Origin of the sequence: Comamonas thiooxydans (assembly GCF_002157685.2) — a bacterium.
GTDB classification, from domain to species: domain Bacteria; phylum Pseudomonadota; class Gammaproteobacteria; order Burkholderiales; family Burkholderiaceae_C; genus Comamonas; species Comamonas testosteroni_H.
Map to the genome: position 1 here is coordinate 1728727 of NZ_AP026738.1, position 17317 is coordinate 1746043.

General features: G+C 55.1%; 23 protein-coding genes and 1 tRNA gene. 9 read left to right on the forward strand and 15 right to left on the reverse strand.

What is annotated here, in order from left to right:
* Positions 1-193 precede the first annotated feature (193 nt).
* A complete protein-coding gene (locus CTR2_RS07915; protein ID WP_034407284.1) occupies positions 194-373 on the reverse strand; it encodes a hypothetical protein in 180 nt (59 codons plus the stop codon).
* A gap of 142 nt (positions 374-515) precedes the next feature.
* Between CTR2_RS07915 and CTR2_RS07920 the strand changes: the two genes are divergently transcribed.
* A complete protein-coding gene (locus CTR2_RS07920) occupies positions 516-1139 on the forward strand; it encodes an FMN-binding negative transcriptional regulator (RefSeq protein WP_087085893.1) in 624 nt (207 codons plus the stop codon).
* Between the two features lie 509 nt (positions 1140-1648).
* Positions 1649-1978 (forward strand): hypothetical protein, encoded by a 330-nt coding sequence (locus CTR2_RS07925; protein WP_087086088.1) that lies wholly within the window; start codon positions 1649-1651, stop codon positions 1976-1978.
* 154 nt (positions 1979-2132) lie between these two features.
* On the opposite strand, the gene CTR2_RS07930 is transcribed toward CTR2_RS07925, so the two are convergent.
* Both CTR2_RS07930 and CTR2_RS07935 read right to left on the reverse strand, forming a co-directional pair.
* Positions 2133-3368 carry an MgtC/SapB family protein gene (locus CTR2_RS07930; protein ID WP_087085892.1) on the reverse strand — a complete coding sequence of 412 codons (1236 nt, stop codon included), beginning with the start codon at positions 3366-3368 and terminating at the stop codon, positions 2133-2135.
* Between the two features lie 198 nt (positions 3369-3566).
* Positions 3567-3821: a hypothetical protein gene (locus tag CTR2_RS07935; RefSeq protein WP_087085891.1), complete on the reverse strand. Its 255-nt coding sequence runs from the start codon at positions 3819-3821 to the stop codon at positions 3567-3569.
* Between the two features lie 234 nt (positions 3822-4055).
* Between CTR2_RS07935 and CTR2_RS07940 the strand changes: the two genes are divergently transcribed.
* Positions 4056-6002, forward strand: coding sequence for a bifunctional diguanylate cyclase/phosphodiesterase (locus tag CTR2_RS07940; protein WP_087085890.1), 1947 nt, complete (start codon positions 4056-4058; stop codon positions 6000-6002).
* A gap of 929 nt (positions 6003-6931) precedes the next feature.
* Here CTR2_RS07940 and CTR2_RS07945 read toward each other — a convergent pair.
* The 6 genes from CTR2_RS07945 to CTR2_RS07970 form a co-directional block, all read right to left on the reverse strand.
* Positions 6932-7008 (reverse strand) — tRNA-Pro (locus tag CTR2_RS07945).
* A 463-nt stretch (positions 7009-7471) separates the two neighbouring features.
* Positions 7472-8494, reverse strand: a complete 1023-nt coding sequence (locus tag CTR2_RS07950; RefSeq protein WP_087085889.1) for a tyrosine-type recombinase/integrase — start codon at positions 8492-8494, stop codon at positions 7472-7474.
* A gap of 4 nt (positions 8495-8498) precedes the next feature.
* Complete coding sequence (locus tag CTR2_RS07955) at positions 8499-8726, reverse strand: DUF4224 domain-containing protein (RefSeq protein WP_100086377.1); 228 nt, start codon at positions 8724-8726, stop codon at positions 8499-8501.
* 124 nt (positions 8727-8850) lie between these two features.
* Positions 8851-9354: a class I SAM-dependent methyltransferase gene (locus tag CTR2_RS07960; RefSeq protein WP_087085888.1), complete on the reverse strand. Its 504-nt coding sequence runs from the start codon at positions 9352-9354 to the stop codon at positions 8851-8853.
* A gap of 41 nt (positions 9355-9395) precedes the next feature.
* A complete protein-coding gene (locus tag CTR2_RS07965) occupies positions 9396-10316 on the reverse strand; it encodes a DNA cytosine methyltransferase (RefSeq protein ID WP_087085887.1) in 921 nt (306 codons plus the stop codon).
* 227 nt (positions 10317-10543) lie between these two features.
* Positions 10544-10726: a hypothetical protein gene (locus tag CTR2_RS07970; protein ID WP_003061314.1), complete on the reverse strand. Its 183-nt coding sequence runs from the start codon at positions 10724-10726 to the stop codon at positions 10544-10546.
* A gap of 403 nt (positions 10727-11129) precedes the next feature.
* Between CTR2_RS07970 and CTR2_RS07975 the strand changes: the two genes are divergently transcribed.
* From CTR2_RS07975 to CTR2_RS07990, 4 genes are all read left to right on the forward strand, one after another.
* Positions 11130-11348 (forward strand): hypothetical protein, encoded by a 219-nt coding sequence (locus CTR2_RS07975; protein WP_057094605.1) that lies wholly within the window; start codon positions 11130-11132, stop codon positions 11346-11348.
* Between the two features lie 31 nt (positions 11349-11379).
* On the forward strand, positions 11380-11652 hold the full coding sequence (infA, locus tag CTR2_RS07980; protein ID WP_034383896.1) for a translation initiation factor IF-1: 273 nt from the start codon (positions 11380-11382) through the stop codon (positions 11650-11652).
* A 61-nt stretch (positions 11653-11713) separates the two neighbouring features.
* Complete coding sequence (locus CTR2_RS07985; protein ID WP_034383899.1) at positions 11714-11965, forward strand: RNA recognition motif domain-containing protein; 252 nt, start codon at positions 11714-11716, stop codon at positions 11963-11965.
* Between the two features lie 310 nt (positions 11966-12275).
* Complete coding sequence (locus CTR2_RS07990; protein WP_057091907.1) at positions 12276-12581, forward strand: hypothetical protein; 306 nt, start codon at positions 12276-12278, stop codon at positions 12579-12581.
* Between the two features lie 112 nt (positions 12582-12693).
* On the opposite strand, the gene CTR2_RS07995 is transcribed toward CTR2_RS07990, so the two are convergent.
* From CTR2_RS07995 to CTR2_RS08010, 4 genes are all read right to left on the reverse strand, one after another.
* A complete protein-coding gene (locus CTR2_RS07995) occupies positions 12694-12924 on the reverse strand; it encodes a hypothetical protein (protein ID WP_080944582.1) in 231 nt (76 codons plus the stop codon).
* A gap of 9 nt (positions 12925-12933) precedes the next feature.
* Positions 12934-13164 (reverse strand): hypothetical protein, encoded by a 231-nt coding sequence (locus tag CTR2_RS08000; protein ID WP_140401101.1) that lies wholly within the window; start codon positions 13162-13164, stop codon positions 12934-12936.
* 514 nt (positions 13165-13678) lie between these two features.
* Positions 13679-14869, reverse strand: a complete 1191-nt coding sequence (locus CTR2_RS08005; RefSeq protein ID WP_087085886.1) for a recombination-associated protein RdgC — start codon at positions 14867-14869, stop codon at positions 13679-13681.
* A gap of 229 nt (positions 14870-15098) precedes the next feature.
* Entirely contained in the window at positions 15099-15281 is a 183-nt protein-coding gene (locus CTR2_RS08010) for a hypothetical protein (protein ID WP_034349191.1), read from the reverse strand.
* Between the two features lie 391 nt (positions 15282-15672).
* On the opposite strand from CTR2_RS08010, the gene CTR2_RS08015 reads away from it, so the two are divergent.
* On the forward strand, positions 15673-15891 hold the full coding sequence (locus CTR2_RS08015; RefSeq protein WP_080554076.1) for a hypothetical protein: 219 nt from the start codon (positions 15673-15675) through the stop codon (positions 15889-15891).
* Between the two features lie 133 nt (positions 15892-16024).
* A complete protein-coding gene (locus tag CTR2_RS08020; RefSeq protein ID WP_087085885.1) occupies positions 16025-16276 on the forward strand; it encodes an RNA recognition motif domain-containing protein in 252 nt (83 codons plus the stop codon).
* Between the two features lie 563 nt (positions 16277-16839).
* Here CTR2_RS08020 and CTR2_RS08025 read toward each other — a convergent pair.
* Positions 16840-17037, reverse strand: coding sequence for a hypothetical protein (locus CTR2_RS08025; protein ID WP_003061330.1), 198 nt, complete (start codon positions 17035-17037; stop codon positions 16840-16842).
* 32 nt (positions 17038-17069) lie between these two features.
* Positions 17070-17294: a hypothetical protein gene (locus CTR2_RS08030; protein ID WP_057091909.1), complete on the reverse strand. Its 225-nt coding sequence runs from the start codon at positions 17292-17294 to the stop codon at positions 17070-17072.
* Positions 17295-17317 lie beyond the last annotated feature (23 nt).

Genomic DNA, 17317 nt, shown 5'->3' on the forward strand with positions numbered 1-17317 from the left:
AACAAACTGCAGCTCTGTATGCAAGGCTCTAGTTTGAAAACCGGATATGTTTCGAATGACCCGCTTAGCCCTGCAGGGAAATGCATATGCATGCCGCATGCTGGTTAAACGCTCGCATCTCAAAATCTCCGGGTACAAAAAAGCCACCTCAAAGGTGGCCGGTCAGAGAAAGATCGCTCAGGGCAGGTATTGGTTAATCAATGAAGCCGAGTTCGCGCAGTGCTTCTGTTTCTTGGGTGTACTCAGCGTCCTCGATCAGCAGCACGCCGTCAGGCCCATACACATTGCGTTGGGGCGCGCCCATGGGTTGCTCGATGCGCTCGACTTTGTAGCCGTGCCGCTCCCATATCTCGGTGGTGTTGATGCGTGTCATTGGATCACTTTACTCAAACTGAAGCCCTGCAAGCAAGGCTTTGGTTTTAACAACTGCTGCCACTAGGACTGGCGCAGAGGTGACTTTCGGATGCAATTGAATGCTCGACACTGATCGCTGCACTTGATGAAAGCCACATGGTATGTACATACAGCCGCTTTTTGCCATTTCTGAGGTCAGTGAGTTGCAGAAGGTCATGAAGAGCTATCCGCTTGCAACACTGATTGCTGAAGGTGCAGGCGAGGTGGAAATCAATCTGCTGCCACTGCTGTTGGTGAAGGCGGGCTCGTTGGGAAGGCTCACCGGACACGTGAGCAAGAGTCATAGCTTGTATTCAAAGGGCCGCAGCATCAAGACAGTGACTGCGATCTTCCAAAGTCCGAATGCCTATATCTCTCCCAAGTGGTATGTCAATGGGCAGCGAAGCGGGCGAAATGCCCCAAGCTGGAACTACATGGCCGTTCAAGCACAAGGCCGCATTCGATTTATCGATGATGCTCTGTGGATGCGCGAGCATCTGGATGCCTTAACCCTTTCCCAAGAGGAGTTGAGGGAAGAGCCATGGTCACCAACTCAAGCGGATCCCGAGTTCCTGGGGGCTGTGGCGGCGGGGCTCATCGGCTTCGAGGTGGACATAGAAAACCTATGCGGCAAGCGATTCTTATCCCAGCAGCGCACAGCCGCTGATCGGGACAATCTGATTCAGCACCTGGCTCAGGATCGAGGACCTGGCGCAGCCGCCGTCTCCAGGCTGATCAAGTCATAGCGAGTGCCATGATCAGACAAACCGCAACGCCCTGAATCAAGACTCAAGACGTTCTGGTTTGAGCCCTGATGCCGCTCAGGGGTTGGCGCTGCTTGCGTAGTCTTGCGCGTGTTGCGGCATCATCTGGCGTAGGAGGGCGGGCGAGCCTTCAAGCCATCGGCCAACTTTGAACCCGTGCCGTCTTCGTGCGGCCTCCACGCCTACCTGCGAGTGGCAGAGATCAGGTGGGTCATCCGGCCTATATGCTGCTAGACAGGTAGTCACTAATAGGGCGCTTCTGCAGCGCTGCCAGTCGCAGGTAGCTGCTTGGGAGGTGACGGATCGGACTTTGGGTGGATCATTCTTCCTGCGTGGGGTTTGTTGCAGGGAAGATTGATTCAATTAGGTATTTTCTGCATTCCAACGTGGCAGTCAGGTCGCAGATGTCACCATATCCCCCCTAAAGAGGGGTAGCCGCGCACGATGAAGTCAGTACGATCCTTGCTCACACTCAAAGGAGATGAATGCTCATGAAAGCTGCACTGATGATCTTGGCTACATTGCTGTCGGCAGGCATGGCTTTTTCTGCACATGCCGATGAGGCAAAAGCAGCCATAGCTTCAGGAACCATCAACATGGCCGCAAACATGAATGAACTCGCTTTGGCTTGTGGGCACATGAGTTCCCAGGATGTGGAGACTGGCCGCATCAAGCAACGCGGCGCGGCCATCAAGGATCTTGGTGTTGCTCCCGCCAGCTACGACAAGATGTATGCTGGTTACGCATCCGACTTCAAGAAGAAATGGGGCACCATGACCCCGGCAAAACAAAAAAGCACCTGTGATCAGATGAAGCGCTAGAAACGCCTTCGCGTCCCGCAATCAGGCTCGCCTTGGCGGACTTTTTGTATGCTCTCACCGCTGCGGAGGGCCATCTCAATAGCCTTCCATCAAAGGCATTTACGTTCTACCGACTGCAATCATCAAGGATTCCATCGCTGATGGGGAGTTCGTATTAGCCAATCCATAGCAGTGACAGGCCTGCACCTGTCACCATAGAGGCTAGTCCCAGGCTGATTCGTGTTCCATATTTAACCCCTCCGACGGCGAACGCCAGTACTGATTTGGCGATTGCACTGGATGCAAGAATCACAAGCAATCCCCACTGAGCGGTGGGCAGGGGCAAACTACCTGACGCAAAAAGCTGCCCTAAGCTAGCAGCAGCGGCATGAAGTTCGGCCAACGCTGCAAATGCTGCCGCGACCAGCACGCCAGTGCTGCCAAAGATATGCTGGAGCCAGGCGCCTAAAACTAACATCAACGCAATGGTGCCGGCAATCAGCAATGCAGTTGAGAGCTTAAATACCCGTTCGGTCTCAAATTTAGTTTGCGTGGAAGTTTTTTGTCGATTCAGCAATCCTGTGGCTGCAGCCAACACAAGGCAGAGAGCTGCAACGAGTAGAGGGAGTGCCATAGACAGCATCAGAGCTATGGATGTTGTCGAGAGAATCGCTATGAACAGGCATAGCGAGGCCAACTGAGCCAACATGGCACAGCCAAAGGCCTGCGCCTGCTGATGTTCGTCGGACTTGGCCAGCTGGCCAAGGCTGGCTATAGCCGCAGTAGAGGACACAAATCCAGAAAAGAATCCGGTCACAGGTAGGCCCCAGTGTGGGCCCAGCATTCGGGTAAGTATGTGGCCCAGCATACCGACAGCCATGAACAGCACAACCACTTTCCAAAGGGCTGCGAGGCTTAGTACATCCCATGGATCTACAGGCGCCTGCGGCAGAAGTGGCATCACGACCAGCGCCGCAGCGCCCAGCAGAAGGCCGTCCCTCAACTCATTCTCTCTGAGTAACTCACGACTCCAGCGCTGTATTGGTCCTTTTGAATGCACCAGTAAGGCGCAAAGAATGCCCAGAGCTGCAGTCAAGGTAGGGCTCTTGTGCGATAGAGCGCCCAGAGTTAACGAAAAAAGTAGAGTCACTTCACTGGTCAGGCCTGGGTCATTGGGGGCTGATTGCCAGTAGGCAGCAACGGTCAGTGCCCCGACCAACAGGAGTACTGCAGCAAAGGGCAGCACGCCTAGCCACCAGGCCGCGCAACCAAGCAACGCTGCTATGGCATGGGTACGAGTTCCAGCGATGCTCTCGTGCTCACTCCTGCGACGCTCACTCACGAGACCGATAAGCAGACCACAGCCTAAGGAGACTACCCAATGGTCGACGCCGGCCCAACTCAGCTGCATAAGTCTCAACCCCTCGATCTGAGCAAGGCTCCTCTGCTTGATAGGACTGTAGCCTTGGCTACTACTACGCAGCTTAGTCGAGCATGAGACGACGCTGCAAGCAGGAAGAGCTGGATCTTAAAACGCATAGATCTCACCTATCTCAGTTCCTTTGTGTGAAGGAGCGTGACAGAGGAGGAGCCAAGGCCGCGCGCTCCCTTAGTAGCCTTCAACCAAAGGCATTTCCGTCCCATCGACCGCAATCATCACGCCCGTGGTGTTGGGGGCGATTTCAATTGGGACTCCCCACAACTCATTGGGCTTGCCGAAGGAGTTGACGTGATTGAACTGCCTTAGTTCATCCGGTGGCAGTTTGATGAGCTTGGGGTAGGCATTGTTGTGGGCCTTCCAGTGCCTCAGGAAGGTTTGGCAAACGCGCTTGTGGACGGTGTGGATTGGCGATTCATCGGTCATGGCACGATTGTCTCAGAGCGGGTGGCTGTGCCATGGCGTCCAACTGGAAACGGCCAGAAGCAGTCACATAGGCTTGTCGAAAGCAGATGCCTAACAAAAGCCGTCGTTGTTGTTCAACAAGCCCAGGCTTCAAGTTAATTGACGTGCAATTGGCAATTACTTACATCGATTTAGAAGGTTAATGGGGCCTATGCTCTACTCGCTGCGTGAGCTTTTCCTGACGCAACGGAATTCATGTTGAGTATTCGCGCCCCATACAAGAAGAAAGTCAGCTTCATTGACCAGCTGATAAATGGCTTAGTTGAGAGTCTTATCCAGTCCAGACAGCTTTTGCTAAAGACCGTTGCGGGGGTTTTATTTATTGCTTCAATATTGATAGCAATCACTTGGCATAATTTGAACGAGTCGTATGACTATCACGTTCAGCGGGGAGTGGATGCAGCGGTGAACCAAGCTCGCGTGTTGAGCTACGAGTTAAACACCGAGATGAGGCTTATCGATAACGCTCTGGCGACGATTGCTCACGAATTCCAAGAGACTGGATCCAGCACGCGGGAGTTTGAGAATGCCGTTGTCAATCAGCGCGCGTTGCTGCCTTTCTCCAAGGCTGTGCGCGTGGCCGATGAAGCTGGCATGGTTCGCCTGGGCCTTCTGCCTGGCGAGCATCCCTTTTCGATCAATGAGCGGGAGTACTTCGGTACCCTAAAGCGCTCAGCTCAAATGGTGATCTCGGAGCCATTGATCAGTCATTCCTTCAAGGAATGGAGCGTGGTCCTGAGTCGCAAGCTGGAGGCTCCCGATGGGACGTTCAAGGGCGCAGTCTTTGTGGTTTTGGAGGTCGAGCATTTCCGCAAACTGTTTGAGAAGTTAACTCCTGGTGAAGATAGCGCAACCACTTTGCGCTCTGCTGAGGGCCGCTTGGTGGCGCGTTACTCCGCTGCGGATCCCACATCGACGGCAGGTGTTGGCGGCACTTTGACATCGTTGGCGCTCAAGGAAACGCGACGACTCAACCCAGAGCATGGCTGGTACGTCACGCCCACTGCGCTGGATGGCATAGAGCGAATCACTGCCTATCAAAGTCTGTCAACACCCTATTCGTTGACGGTGTACACAGGTATTGGTACTGAAAGCTACCTTCAGCCTTGGCGCAACGAAGTCGTGGCCGTTTGGAGTTTGACCGCATTTTGTGTGTTGCTTATGGCGTTTGGTGCAGGCAGCTTGTTTGTGCATCAGCAGCGAGAACTGGCTGCCAAACTTCAGAACGCACAGCTGCTGAAAGAGCAAAACTTCTTTGTGGAGAACGACCTGATCGGCATGATTAAGGTCCGTGATCGGAAAATACTCTGGGCCAACAAGGCCATGGCACGCATGTTGGGCAAGCGCGTTTCCGAGTTACTCCAGCAATCCAAACGCTGCATCTACCCTGACAACGAGACATATGAACGGATGGGGAGACTGTCCAGTGAGGCTCTCGGCCACAACAGGCGTTTTCGCACCGAGGTGCAACTGCAGCATTGCAACGGGCACGCATTCTGGGTTGATGCCAATGCAGCGCAGATCACTGATACTGATTCGGTGTGGATTTTCGTAGATGTAGAAGCTCACAAAAAGCGCCAGCAAGAGATTGAGTACCAAGCAACGCATGATGCCTTGACGGGCCTCGCCAATCGTCGCTTCATCAACAAGCAAATGCAGCAATTCATTGCGCTTGCGGATCGAGACCAAGGCACAGTTGCAGTATGTTTTATAGACTTGGATGGCTTTAAGAGTGTCAACGACACCTACGGGCACGATGCAGGTGACATCGTGCTGAAGACAGTCGCCGAACGATTAACAAGTGCAGTGCGCACCCATGACTGTGTAGCCCGGCTGGGTGGCGACGAGTTCGTGGTGGTGTTGACTGGGCGAGGCAATCACGAAAATGCCGTGCAAACCATGCAGCGCTGTTTGGACATGGTGCAGGTTCCCATTGCGGTTGAGGACGGTCATACCGCAATGGTCGGGTGCAGCATTGGCATTGCCTACTATGAGGGCGAAAAAGAGTCCTGCGACTCGTTGTTAGAGCGTGCTGATGAGGCTATGTACCTGGCAAAGAACGCAGGCAAAGGCCGCATCATCGAATCGGCTTGTGAACAAGCGAGTGAGAGCACATTCGATCATCAGGCAGTTACTGCTTAGCTTACGAGAATGAAGAACCAAAGCGCCTCTTGACTTAGAGGGATATAAAGGAGATCTATGGCTAATCTTTGGCGCATGTTTCAAAGTAACTGCTCTGGGTCGATCACTGCCTTGCGCTAGGCTGTCAAAAAGGTGCAGCGGAACACTTCAGCTTTGCAGTGCCTAGCTTGAAATACACAAGCCAGTCCTTGATGGTGACCACAAGCAGCTATCTGGGGGGGTCTTCTGTGATGTAGTCGCGGGCGCAGCCGGTCAGGGCGCGCTCAGACCTTGCATTGAGTGCACTCGTGGAGAGCTGCACCATGTTTCATCAATGCTGACTCACCCATCCCTGATGAGTCGCATGCACAAGCCTGATCCCAAGCTGCCGGCGGACTCGACGCTCCCCCGGATTTGAGTAGCGTCCCCCATCCCGAAGATAGGAGATTGGACGTGAAAAAGAGATTTACAGAAGAACAGATCATTGGCTTCCTGCGGGAAGCGGAATCTGGACAGCCTGTGTTATTGTGGCGACTGCTCACGGGCATCGGGTGTGCGTGGTCTCTTGGGTGCCAATGCAGGCGTTACCTAAACAGAGCAGACCTGTCGCCTGGATCGGTCTGTCTTGGTGCTGCGCAGCTCAGCCTCTCTCTCTCTCTCTCTCTCTCTGAAATGTCAGCTACTTGCCGGGCGAGCCCTCCTTACGGCTGCTTGTGCTCAGGGGCGTCAATGCCTGCAGTCTTGCCTTGATCCGTTCGTATTGCCCTGGTCTCCGTATCGGGTGGTCAGGGTGCCGCTGTCTGAGATGCCGACGATAAGGCAGAAGCGGGGAGCGAGCATGGATTCAGTCTATTCAAGTTACAAGTAGATGGCCGCGCTTTAAAGTCTATGGGGGCGTAAGTGTGGATAGACAAAAGGGGTTAGACCTTTCGATCTAACCCCTTGCCATTTGGTCGGAGCGGCGGGATTCGAACTCGCGACCCTCTGCTCCCAAAGCAGATGCGCTACCAGGCTGCGCTACGCTCCGAAGACCGTTAATGTAGCCTGAAATTGGGCTCGGAATTCAGAAATTCATGTGCAATTTGATGCAAATAGCCCGCAATCACATGCCATTGAGGCTCGACTTTCGGCAATACAACCACGGGTATGCGTGCTGCACGAGACGCTGTCGGTGCCCTGTCGTGTCGTGAGTGGGGTGAAAAATCGCACCGAGTTCACACCGTCTCCCTGAGGGCCGCTAAGAATAAGGGATGGACGCGGGTTCAATTCTGGCAGTCCACCATATCCCAACAACCCAGCACATGCTGGGTTGCTTCAATCAGACTGCCCGTAGCTCAGTTGGATAGGGCAACAGCCTTCTAAGCTCACCCAACAATCAAGCGCACAAGCGGGTTTCCCGAGGTTTTTTGCTCCGCTTTGCTGTATGTTTAAACAGTTTTTAAATGGCGCAAACGTGTTGCAGCTAAAGCCTTTGCGGAGCAAGAATTTCTCTATTTTGTAGCTTGAACCCTAGTGCCTCGGCGCAGGTAGTGGCGCTTGGTTGTCTGCACAGACGTGTGCCCCAATTGCTTGGACGCAGCCAGCTCTCCGCGTTCGTCGGCAACATCGTCAGCGGCCTTTGCGCGCAAATCGTAGAACCAGAAGGCGCGGATCTGCGCGGCCAGCGCGGCGTTGCCTGACTTGTCAGCCTCGTCGGCGGCGTCAGATCGCGCAGTCTCAAACGCTTTGCGAAGCATTTGCTTGGACATGGCTTTGCCGTATTGGCTGACCAGCAGATTTGCGCTCCAAGTCTTGTGTGATCGCTTTCGCCCCTCGATACGATTCAGCAGGGCCTTGAGCTCGCCTTCGATGATGAATCGAAGCGCCGCGGAGGTCTTGCTCTGCTTGATTACGAGGTAGCCGTCAATGATGTCGTGCTCGGTAAGGGACAGGGTATCGCCGGGCCGCTGGCCAGTCAGATAGGCCAGGTCCATCGCGTCCTTCAATGCCACATTGCCATGCTCGTAGACTAGGCGATAGACCTCATCGGAGATGTAGACCTCGCGCTTGCCAAGCGAGTGGCCTTCAATGCCCGTGCAAGGGTTCTCGTTCTCCGTCCAACCCCAGGCCCGGGCCATGTTGAACATGTGTGAGAACACGCGCTTGAGCCGGTTGGCTGTGGTGGGTGTGTCCTTTGCCCATTGCAGCAGCAGATAGATGTGCTTGGGCTTGATTGCATTCAGCGGGGCCGGCGTCGGGTTGCAGAAGAAGGTGCGAAGCTTCTTCAGATCACCCATTTGGGTGGCCTGCGTGGACTTGGCTTTGAGGGGAATGACCTCGGCCTCGTATTTGTCGGCCAGCTCAGCGAAGTTCTCGGCGACGGGCCGGGCAGGCATTGCAGAGAGTTCAAGCCATTTCTGCACAGCGACTCGGTAATCGCTGCCCAGAGGGATCTCTTTGCGCGGCTTGGTACCGGTGTCGAAGTAGTAGTAGGTTGTGCCGGACTTCTGTTTGCGGGCCCGGAAGTTGGGCATTGCTTTAACCATGGCTAAACGCTGGCTCCCATGTTGCGGTGCTGACCTCTGGAATGGCCTGGCCTTCAATAGAGTGACGGGTAACGATAGGCCGACCCACAGCGTTGAGATAAAACGGAATCTTCATGGTGCGCAGGGCGGCTGCCTGAAGCATTTCGCGGGTCTTCCCCGCCTTGCCGCGCGCGATGCCGGTGAGTTCCCTGATTTCATCTGGAGTTAAGAACGTGCTCATGATCATTAATTCCATAAAAAAGCCCCGCATCAGCGGGGCTCGGGGTGGTTGATAGGTTCGCGCCATCTGTCGCGCTTGTCGCCTCGGTCGCGGGCTCGTCGGCTCATGCTTGCTGCGCTCCTTCCTAGGCTGCCGCCTTCATGAATACGAGCCAGTGAGTCATTCCCGAGCGGCCACTGACTTGGCCGAACAAAGGCTTTTCAGATGTCAGGGCTAGGACTTCTTTCACTTTCACCTGCGTTTCGTTCCACTTGAACACCAAGGTTCCACCTGGCTCCAGCACGCGGAAGCACTCGGCAAAGCCTTGGCGCAGGTCTTCGCGCCAGTCGGGCCCCAGCTTTCCGTACTTGGCTCCAAGCCATGATTTCGGTCCGGCATGAATAAGGTGAGGTGGATCAAACGCCACCAGCTTGAAGGCGCTATCAGGGAAGGTCAGCGCGCGGAAGTCCATCAGACAGTCGGGCTCAATTCGCAGAACACGCTGGCCAGATGCATTTCCCCGCGAGTTGTCCGTCACGATGATGGTTTCGCTGCGCTGGTCAACAAATACCGCGCGCGAGTCGGTCTTGTCGAACCACATCATTCGGCTGCCGCAGCAGGCATCGAGGACGCAGGGCGTCATGTTCATATTGGTGGCTCCCAGAATGAGAAAAGCCCGCGGCTGCGGGCTTAGATTTGTTGAGTGAGGGCGCGGATCACATCGCGCGCAACAGGCGGACATACGGCGTTGCCGAGCATGTGGATTGCTTGGTGCGTCTGCGGGGGCAACTGGTAGTCTTTCGGGAACCCCATCGCCGCGCAGCTTTCCGGCACTGTCAGCATGCGCATGCGGCTGCCGTCAATCAGAGCCCAGCGCGCCTTTGTCGTCACCGTGCCGATTGGGCGGTGCAGGCTTCGACCAGTGGTGCCAGAGCCGCTGCCGTAGTAGGGCGCCAGAAAGCGGTCGCCGTGGGCGGCGCGGCCGGCAGCAACGCGTGCCAGGGTCGCGCAAGAGCGGCGGGGCTTGTCGATCTGGCTCCAGTGTCCTGAGTCAAAGTCGAGAAAGGCGCTGGCTGGTACGTGGGCGCGCTTCTGCAGATCCAGTACCAGTGGTGCGCGGCTTTTGGTGGCAACGATGAACATGCGCACGCGGTGCTGTGGTACGCCGTGGTCTGCTGCATCCACGATGTGAGGGGACAGCGTGTAGCCCAGCTTCTGCATTGCGAGTTCCCAAGCTGGAAACAGCTCCCACTGCAGGAACTCGGGCACGTTCTCAACCACGATGCCCTGTGGCCGGAGGTATTCGGCGGCGCTGACAACTGCCCAGGCGGTGCTGCGGCTTGCATCGTGCTGGGGATTGCCCCTTGCCTTTCCGCGTGCCTTGCTGTGGCCCTGGCAGCAGGGTGCAGCCAGCATTATTTCTGTGGCGGGGACTTCGCTCCAGTCGGCCTGGTGCAGATCCTGGCAGAGATGATCTGCGGCTGGATGGTTTACCGCGTGGTACCTCACTGCAAGCGGCCAGTGGTTGGCCGCCCAGACTACTTCCAGGCCGGCCATGGCCGCGCCGGTGCTGAATCCGCCTGCGCCGGCGAATAGGTCAATTGCTCGCATAGGGCTCCAGAAAGCAAAAAGCCCGCTCAGTGGCGGGCCGGAAAGTTGTGAAGGTTGAGGTTGTCAGTGGCCGCAAGGAAGTGGCTGACCTTGCTCCTCTTTGAAGTCTTGAGGCAGCGGCGCGCCGCAGCTTCCGCAGCGTTTGTCTGGATTGGTATTGCTCATCTCGTTGCTCCTCATAAAAAAGCCCGCACGAGGCGGGCAATGGCAATTGGGTGGAGGGACCTCTAGGTCTTGTTTCGGCCGCGATAGTCGAGGTCGGTCGCTGAGTAGTTCTCGCGCTTGCGCCAGTCCATCTGTACAGGGCCGGCATGTTCGGGAGGATAGGTGATGCGCTCTTTCTCCCGGCTGAGCTCCCATCGCTTGGCCTCCACAACATGGTGGACGGCCGACTTTTTAGTTGTGCTCATTGCAAGGCTCTCGCTAAATTTCCAAACAGTTGCCTCACGGTACAGGCTTACTGCAGACAGGTCTATTGATTTCTTTTTCGAGGGGTATCGTTCGACCGCCTCCAAGGACCGCGTCCTTCAGTGAGGCTGAATGTTGTGATTCCAAGGTCTTTCAATTCACCTATACTGGTTTCACTCGCTGTTCAGGCCGTTCGCCCCAACAGCGCCTGTCTGACACCAATGCCGCCCCTTGGCCGCAGGTAGCCGCTCTTTCTTGCAAAGCACGCGGTGGTCACTCCCCTCTAGGCGAACTCCCCCAGATCCTGAACATCCTTATGGATCTGCGTTGCCCCCCTGCATTCAGAGCGGGCCTTCCCTATCTCATTTGACGGTCTGCGCAATCGTGCGTGCAGCCGTCCGTTTCATGCTGCACAAAAACATTACAGAGCAGATTGGCCGCTATGCGGTCACGCCTCTGACTCAGCCGAGCTCCAGCGGCCAATTTCTGGCTTCCGTTTCCATTCGCCGCGGTGCATATGACCGCGTCATTCGATTTGTTCCCCAGTTTTCTAACGAGTCGCTTGCCTCTAACTATGCCCTGACTGAAGGGCGAAACATGGTGTTGAACCAAAGGCTGAACTGAGCGGCTGAATCCTTCACTCACAGGAGACACTTTGGCTAAAGAAGAACTAATCGAGATGTCGGGCCGAGTTGACGAGGTACTGCCAGATGCGCGATTTCGCGTGACTCTGGAAAACGGCCATCAGCTCATTGCTTACAGCGGCGGAAAGATGCGCAAGCACCGTATTCGCGTTCTGGCAGGCGACAAAGTGACCGTTGAAATGTCGCCCTACGACCTGAACAAAGGGCGCGTGACCTTTCGCCATCTTCCTCCTCGTACTGGTGCTGCTACTGGGGCCAAACCTGCCTTCAAGCGCCGCCGCTGACCCTTATCAATCTTGTAACCGCTCATCGCTGACATGCGTGAGCAATCTTTGAAAGAACACAATGCAATCCAATCTCTACGTTACCAATCTCGGCTATTCCATCGACAGCGAAGCCCTGCGCACACATTTCGGCAGCTGCGGTGATGTGGTCGCTGCAGACGTCATCATTGATCGTGACACTGGCCGTTCGCGCGGTTTCGGCTTCGTTGAAATGGGCACTCAAGAGCAGGCCCAGAAAGCGATCGAAACACTGAATGACCAGCCGCTTGGCGGTCGCGCACTGGGAGTGGCCTTGGCCCGTCCACGCAAATAATCTTCTTCGATCTGTAAGAAGGGCTCACGCCAAAAGCGTGAGCTTTTTCTTTTGCCGCCTCTCTTCCCGCAAGAGCAACTCAAGAGACAAGCTTCTTGATTTTCTGAAGCTGAACCTCCAGCCAGCTCTTTGCATTGCCGGGCAGCTGCTTGAAGGATGGCAACGGATCTCTTGGCATCAGTAGGTCCGTTGCAGTACCTTACGGGAAAGGCTTGCTGGTAGTTTTGACCTGCTCCTTCTTAAGGAGTCAGCTCTCTTAGGCAGGCCAGCTGGATTCGCAAGGCAGTGGGTTCACTGCAAGGAGGTCGTGATGGAAACGATAGAGCAGATGGCTGACAGACACATCCGCGAATCCGAAGCTAGCCTGGACCATATCGACCTGCTTATGAAGCGTGCACAGAAAGCGAGCGCAAAGGCGTCTGATCAGGCGGAGATAGAGCGATTGCAAGAGCAGGCGACTAAGCAGCGGGAGAAGCTGGATCTGCATCTTGCGGCTCTTAAAGAGGCCAGGCAGCAGTCCGATCTGGCGCGGCTTGTGGAAGAGGGAAAGAGCTTCAGGGACAGGCTTGAAAGAATAAGAATGGGCATTGAGCGCTTGCTCTTGTCGCTAATTTAGGCTTCTCAGCCCTGCTCTAATAAAGAAGCCCGCTCGATGGCGGGCCCTCTAGATTGGAGATATTTGCTATCTTATTTATGGCAAATTCCCCTGGAAATAGAATGAAGGCTTTTCAGAAAGCCCCATACCTGTAAGCAAAGTAGCCTGCAGCAATCATGCCAAAGATAGCAAGCGTCAGCATGATTCCTGCAATAGTGTTTCCTGGTTGAAAGCCGGCTAGCTTATTGCCTTCTGTTTTTGGGGATGCGCTCGTTTCCGGCGCTTCTGCTTTTGACCACGGGAAACACATGCACTTCAGGTTTTCCCAGAAGCCGTGAACTTTGCGTTGAGAAAGTTCATGCATAAAAACTCCTTACGCCATCCGATCTGGATATACATCCCAACCATGCTCAGCCTCCAGCTGCATATCATTGGAGGGTTGCGCTGACCTTGCGCCCGGATTGTCGATGTCCACATCGCTATTTTTCATAGGCACATTCGGCGACCGTGCATGGTCATCGTGAGAAATCGAGTGACTGATGATTTCTGGTTGCAGCGCCTGTGGCGCTGGAGCAATAGTGATTGCTAGATCTTCACGTTGCATTAAGTCTCCGGTCTTGTCAGTTGAGCAATCCTCAAGGATTCGCTTTGCTTCAGTGGAAAAGAAAGCAGTTCCGAAAGGGGACTAGGCTTGAGCAAGCACAAGAGGCAGAAGCTCACTTAGATGGTCAATTGACTGCGCCACGTCTTGCCCATCTTTGATTTAGCTCGATTTCGGGCATGCTTGAACTCTGGAGAGTTCAAGCCGCTCAATCGATTTGAGAGCTGTAGGTTTCGGATCTATACAGGCAGGTTATTTGACCAATTGCCTTGTCCCTACGGTACGCCCATTTCATGGAAAAAACCGTTTTAACGCAAACACTTACATAGGAATTGTGAGCATTGATACGTTTGCAACTATGGCATTTAGAGCTAGCAATAGGCAGGATCATCCGTACGCTCAAGCGACTACCTTCTTGATTTCCTGGATCTGGCCATTAAGCCTTCACTGCCTACTCTTTGCACTGCTGAGCAGTAAGTGAGTTGATAGAGCCTAGTCATTTGCTGGCGCTGGACTCCTAGGCGGGCGGCGTCAAAAGCGTGCGCTTGCCGCTGCCATCCATGCGCGACACCAGTCCCTCGGCCTGCATGCGCTCCAGCAAGGCGGCGGCCCGGTTGTAGCCAATCAACAGCTTGCGCTGCACATAGGAGATGCTTGGCTTCCGGTCCTTGCGCACCAGTTCAACGGCCTCGGCATAGAGCGGGTCCGGACCGTCGCCAGCAGCTTCGCAGTGCGGGGCGGGCGCGGTCCTGGCAGTGCTTGCTGGCAGAGTTTCCGCAGCAGGCGCGTTCTGAAGCGATGCGGGCAGGTCGCCCAGGCGGGTGCGGCCTTCGCCGCCCAGTGCTTCGATCAGATCCGGAATCAGGCGCGACAGCTCGCCGGTGGCAATGGCCACATCGGTGTCGAAGCCGCTGTCGTCCTTGCTGTTGCCGTCCATGACTGCATCCAGCAGCGCGATGTTCTTGATCTGCAGGCCTTCTGTCAGGACAAAGCTCACACGGTCGTCCCAGGTCATCGCCAGCTTGGTGGGCAGCTTGCCTTGCTCGATGTGCTTGCGGACCTCATCAATATCCAGCGGGTGGCGGGCGTAGCGCACGATGGCCTTGGACTCGTCGCATGCTTTCAGTTCTGTCTCGCGGTCAGCGCTGAAGCCGGCGGGCGGCTCCTGTGTCATCAGCCAATGCGCCATGGCGGCCTGCGGGCTGGTCTGGGTGTCCAGCAGGGCCAGGGCAAAGCCGGGCAGGCCTTCGACCAGCAGCGTTACCACCTCGTCGGCACGACCTTGCGCACTGGTATCGAGCACCAGCGTGCGCGCCTGGGGGTCAATCCAGACCCACATGCTGCCTTGCTTGGTGAAGGCCATGGGTAGCAGGTCCAGCTTGGCCTCGTCCTTGAGGTCGCGCTTTTCCTTCTTGCCGGGCTTGCGGCCTTCGGTCTTTTCGATGTGCTCGGCCTTCTCGTTGACCTTGCGATTGAGTACGCTGGCCGGCAGCACCTTGGCCTCGGTCATGAAGCGCATCACCCATTGGCCGGCCACGGATTCGACCAGCGGGCCATGAGCCTCGCCACGCGGCGGAACCCAGCCCACGGAACGCTCCTGTGTGGCGCCGCACTCCTCAAAGACTGTCTTTTGCAGGGCATCCTCCAGCGCCTGCAGATCGCCTTGCCAGCTCTTGGCAATGCGGTAAATGATCATGCTCTTGAACATCTGAACTCCAGAAATAGAAAAAGCCCGCTGATTGGCGGGCTCTGAAGTGGAGAGAGTGGAGGCCGTTAGTGGCCGCAAGGAAGTGGTTGACCTTGCTCTTCTTTGAAGTCTTCAGGAAGAGGCGCGCCGCAGCTTCCGCAGCGCTTGTCGGTGGTGGTATTTGTCATGCTGGTGATACTCATAAAAAAGCCCGCTCAATGGCGGGCAAAGGCAATTCTGTGGAGGCTCTCTAAATCTTGCTGCGGCCTCGGTAGTCGAGGTCGGTGGCGGAGTAGTTTTCTCGCTTGCGCCATTCCATTTGCACCGGGCCGGCATGTTCCGGAGGGTAGGTGATGCGCTCTTTTTCGCGACTGAGCTCCCATCGCTTGGCCTCCACGACATGGTGAACGGTTGATTTTTTAGTTTTGGTCATTGGTGAGGCTCTCTGTAAATATCCGAACGCTAGGCCCACAGTACATGGTTAATCCTTAGTGGTCTATCAATTTATTTTTTGAAGGCTTTGATGTGAGGGACGTCAGGCCGGGAGAGCGGAAGATTTCCAACCAAAGGTCTTTCGGTTCACCTATACTGGCCTCACTCGCTGTTAAGGCCGTTCGCCCCAACAGTGCCTGTCTGACACCAATGCCGCCCCTTGGCCGCAGGTAGCCGCTCTTCTAGCAAAGCACGCGGTGGTCACACCCCTCTAGGCGAACTTCCCAGATCCTGAACATCCTCGCGGATCTGCGTTGCCCCCTGCACTTAGCACGGGCCTTCCCTATCTCATTTGACGGTCTGCGCAATCGTGCGTGCGATCGTTCGCTTTCATGCTGCACAAAAACACTACAGAGCAGATTGGCCGCTACGTGGTCACACCTCTCACCCAGACTGACGCAAGTGGTCAATTCACTGCTGCTGTCTCTATTCGTCGTGGTACTTATGACCGAATCTTTCGGTTTATCCCGCATTTTTCTGATGAGTCGCTTGCCTCTAAATATGCTTTGGCTGAAGGCCGGAGCATGGTGCTTGGCCACCAGCTGAATTGAGCTGCATCATTTTTCAACCCTCAGTAGAAGCTTTGGCTACTGACTAATCTTCACCAAAGCACTCTCGTGGTTCTCTTGGGAATCATCTTTCGCTCTGAAAAATAAGTAGCGAAATTCATTTAGAAGGTACTGTATGCAAAGCAATCTCTACGTCTCCAATCTTGGCTATGGCATCGATCGCGAAACACTAAAATCACATTTTTCAAGCTGTGGGGATGTTATTTCCTCTGAAGTCATAATGGATCGAAATACAGGTCAATCGCGCGGCTTCGGCTTTGTTGAAATGGGCACTGCTGCCCAAGCAAAAATAGCGATCGACTCCCTGAATGATCAGTCATTGGGTGGTCGAGTTATCTCTGTATCTCTAGCCAACACACGCAAGTAATTTTTACTTGGCGTAAAAAAGCCCACATCTGTAAAGGTGTGGGCTTTTTGCATTTTTAAATTGTCGAGCTCAACGCTCTTCTTTGACGCACTTCACAATATTTTCGCTGACCCAAATGGCTGTCATTCCTGGGCAATGCCAGGCGCTAAGCGCTGAATTTTTGAATGCAGCAGTTGTTTCCTCAAACTTCTTTCCCGATTCGGGCTTACAGCCTCCCATGACCAGGCAAGTCAGCAGAACCGCCGAGGCGCTCAAGAAGAATCCTGCCCTCCAGAGGAGGTGGTTCCTGCTGCTTCGCCTCTTGGGTAGGTACTCAAGCTGGATTGGTGGCTTTGCCATACGCTTCAGTCTATGTTGATGGATGCGAACGCAACGGCCGCTATTGCACCCTTTGGCGCCTTAGAGCTCGCATGTTGATGACCTCCAATGGACGTCTGCGTAGCGAAGGCAAAAGCTCTGTCTGAAGACAGACTATTGCAATGAATTTTTCAATGCCTATTCTCTATCCTTATGCGCAAGAAGAGCGAAAAGACTTCCTGCAAAAAGGTCATGTCATGCCCAATCTAAGGTTGCTCTTTCAGGCATTGCACGGTCTTCTCGTCCAGCCACTCGGCATGCATGCCCGGGCAGGCGAACTCATCGCGCAGGCTTTGGGTGAAGGTTTTGGGTTCATCGGCTTGGGCATCAGGCGCAGACAGCCAGGCTGCGAGAAGCAGGGCGCCAACGATGACCAGCAGGGAGTCAACAATCGTCTTCAGCATGAGGATCTCCTGTTCAATTAAGTGCCTGCTGCTCAGAGGGGCCAGGCTTCCGGCGTGAGTGCGATGACTACGGCCGCGCCGACCAGGCAGAAGAGGCCGAAGCCGGTGAGTGCCCATTGCGCCGCGAGCAGCAGCTTTGTTCCAGGGTCGGGGCGATCAGGAGCAGGGCGGCTATCAGCAGCACGAGGGCGATGGTGTAGATGCGTGGCCATTTCACAGGCCTCCCTTCTCGCGCAGGCGCTGAACCAGGTCTTCATCGACGGGCTGATGGTTGCTGTAT

What these genes read in the sequence shown, in the direction of transcription:
- CTR2_RS07915 (WP_034407284.1), bottom strand. Translation starts at nt 373, where the DNA reads ATGACACGCATCAACACCACCGAGATATGGGAGCGGCACGGCTACAAA.
- CTR2_RS07920 (WP_087085893.1), top strand. Translation starts at nt 516, where the DNA reads ATGTACATACAGCCGCTTTTTGCCATTTCTGAGGTCAGTGAGTTGCAG.
- CTR2_RS07925 (WP_087086088.1), top strand. Translation starts at nt 1,649, where the DNA reads ATGAAAGCTGCACTGATGATCTTGGCTACATTGCTGTCGGCAGGCATG.
- CTR2_RS07930 (WP_087085892.1), bottom strand. Translation starts at nt 3,368, where the DNA reads ATGCAGCTGAGTTGGGCCGGCGTCGACCATTGGGTAGTCTCCTTAGGC.
- CTR2_RS07935 (WP_087085891.1), bottom strand. Translation starts at nt 3,821, where the DNA reads ATGACCGATGAATCGCCAATCCACACCGTCCACAAGCGCGTTTGCCAA.
- CTR2_RS07940 (WP_087085890.1), top strand. Translation starts at nt 4,056, where the DNA reads ATGTTGAGTATTCGCGCCCCATACAAGAAGAAAGTCAGCTTCATTGAC.
- CTR2_RS07950 (WP_087085889.1), bottom strand. Translation starts at nt 8,494, where the DNA reads ATGCCCAACTTCCGGGCCCGCAAACAGAAGTCCGGCACAACCTACTAC.
- CTR2_RS07955 (WP_100086377.1), bottom strand. Translation starts at nt 8,726, where the DNA reads ATGAGCACGTTCTTAACTCCAGATGAAATCAGGGAACTCACCGGCATC.
- CTR2_RS07960 (WP_087085888.1), bottom strand. Translation starts at nt 9,354, where the DNA reads ATGAACATGACGCCCTGCGTCCTCGATGCCTGCTGCGGCAGCCGAATG.
- CTR2_RS07965 (WP_087085887.1), bottom strand. Translation starts at nt 10,316, where the DNA reads ATGCGAGCAATTGACCTATTCGCCGGCGCAGGCGGATTCAGCACCGGC.
- CTR2_RS07970 (WP_003061314.1), bottom strand. Translation starts at nt 10,726, where the DNA reads ATGAGCACAACTAAAAAGTCGGCCGTCCACCATGTTGTGGAGGCCAAG.
- CTR2_RS07975 (WP_057094605.1), top strand. Translation starts at nt 11,130, where the DNA reads ATGCTGCACAAAAACATTACAGAGCAGATTGGCCGCTATGCGGTCACG.
- CTR2_RS07985 (WP_034383899.1), top strand. Translation starts at nt 11,714, where the DNA reads ATGCAATCCAATCTCTACGTTACCAATCTCGGCTATTCCATCGACAGC.
- CTR2_RS07990 (WP_057091907.1), top strand. Translation starts at nt 12,276, where the DNA reads ATGGAAACGATAGAGCAGATGGCTGACAGACACATCCGCGAATCCGAA.
- CTR2_RS07995 (WP_080944582.1), bottom strand. Translation starts at nt 12,924, where the DNA reads ATGCATGAACTTTCTCAACGCAAAGTTCACGGCTTCTGGGAAAACCTG.
- CTR2_RS08000 (WP_140401101.1), bottom strand. Translation starts at nt 13,164, where the DNA reads ATGCAACGTGAAGATCTAGCAATCACTATTGCTCCAGCGCCACAGGCG.
- CTR2_RS08005 (WP_087085886.1), bottom strand. Translation starts at nt 14,869, where the DNA reads ATGTTCAAGAGCATGATCATTTACCGCATTGCCAAGAGCTGGCAAGGC.
- CTR2_RS08010 (WP_034349191.1), bottom strand. Translation starts at nt 15,281, where the DNA reads ATGACCAAAACTAAAAAATCAACCGTTCACCATGTCGTGGAGGCCAAG.
- CTR2_RS08015 (WP_080554076.1), top strand. Translation starts at nt 15,673, where the DNA reads ATGCTGCACAAAAACACTACAGAGCAGATTGGCCGCTACGTGGTCACA.
- CTR2_RS08020 (WP_087085885.1), top strand. Translation starts at nt 16,025, where the DNA reads ATGCAAAGCAATCTCTACGTCTCCAATCTTGGCTATGGCATCGATCGC.
- CTR2_RS08025 (WP_003061330.1), bottom strand. Translation starts at nt 17,037, where the DNA reads ATGCTGAAGACGATTGTTGACTCCCTGCTGGTCATCGTTGGCGCCCTG.
- CTR2_RS08030 (WP_057091909.1), bottom strand. Translation starts at nt 17,294, where the DNA reads ATGAAGACCTGGTTCAGCGCCTGCGCGAGAAGGGAGGCCTGTGAAATG.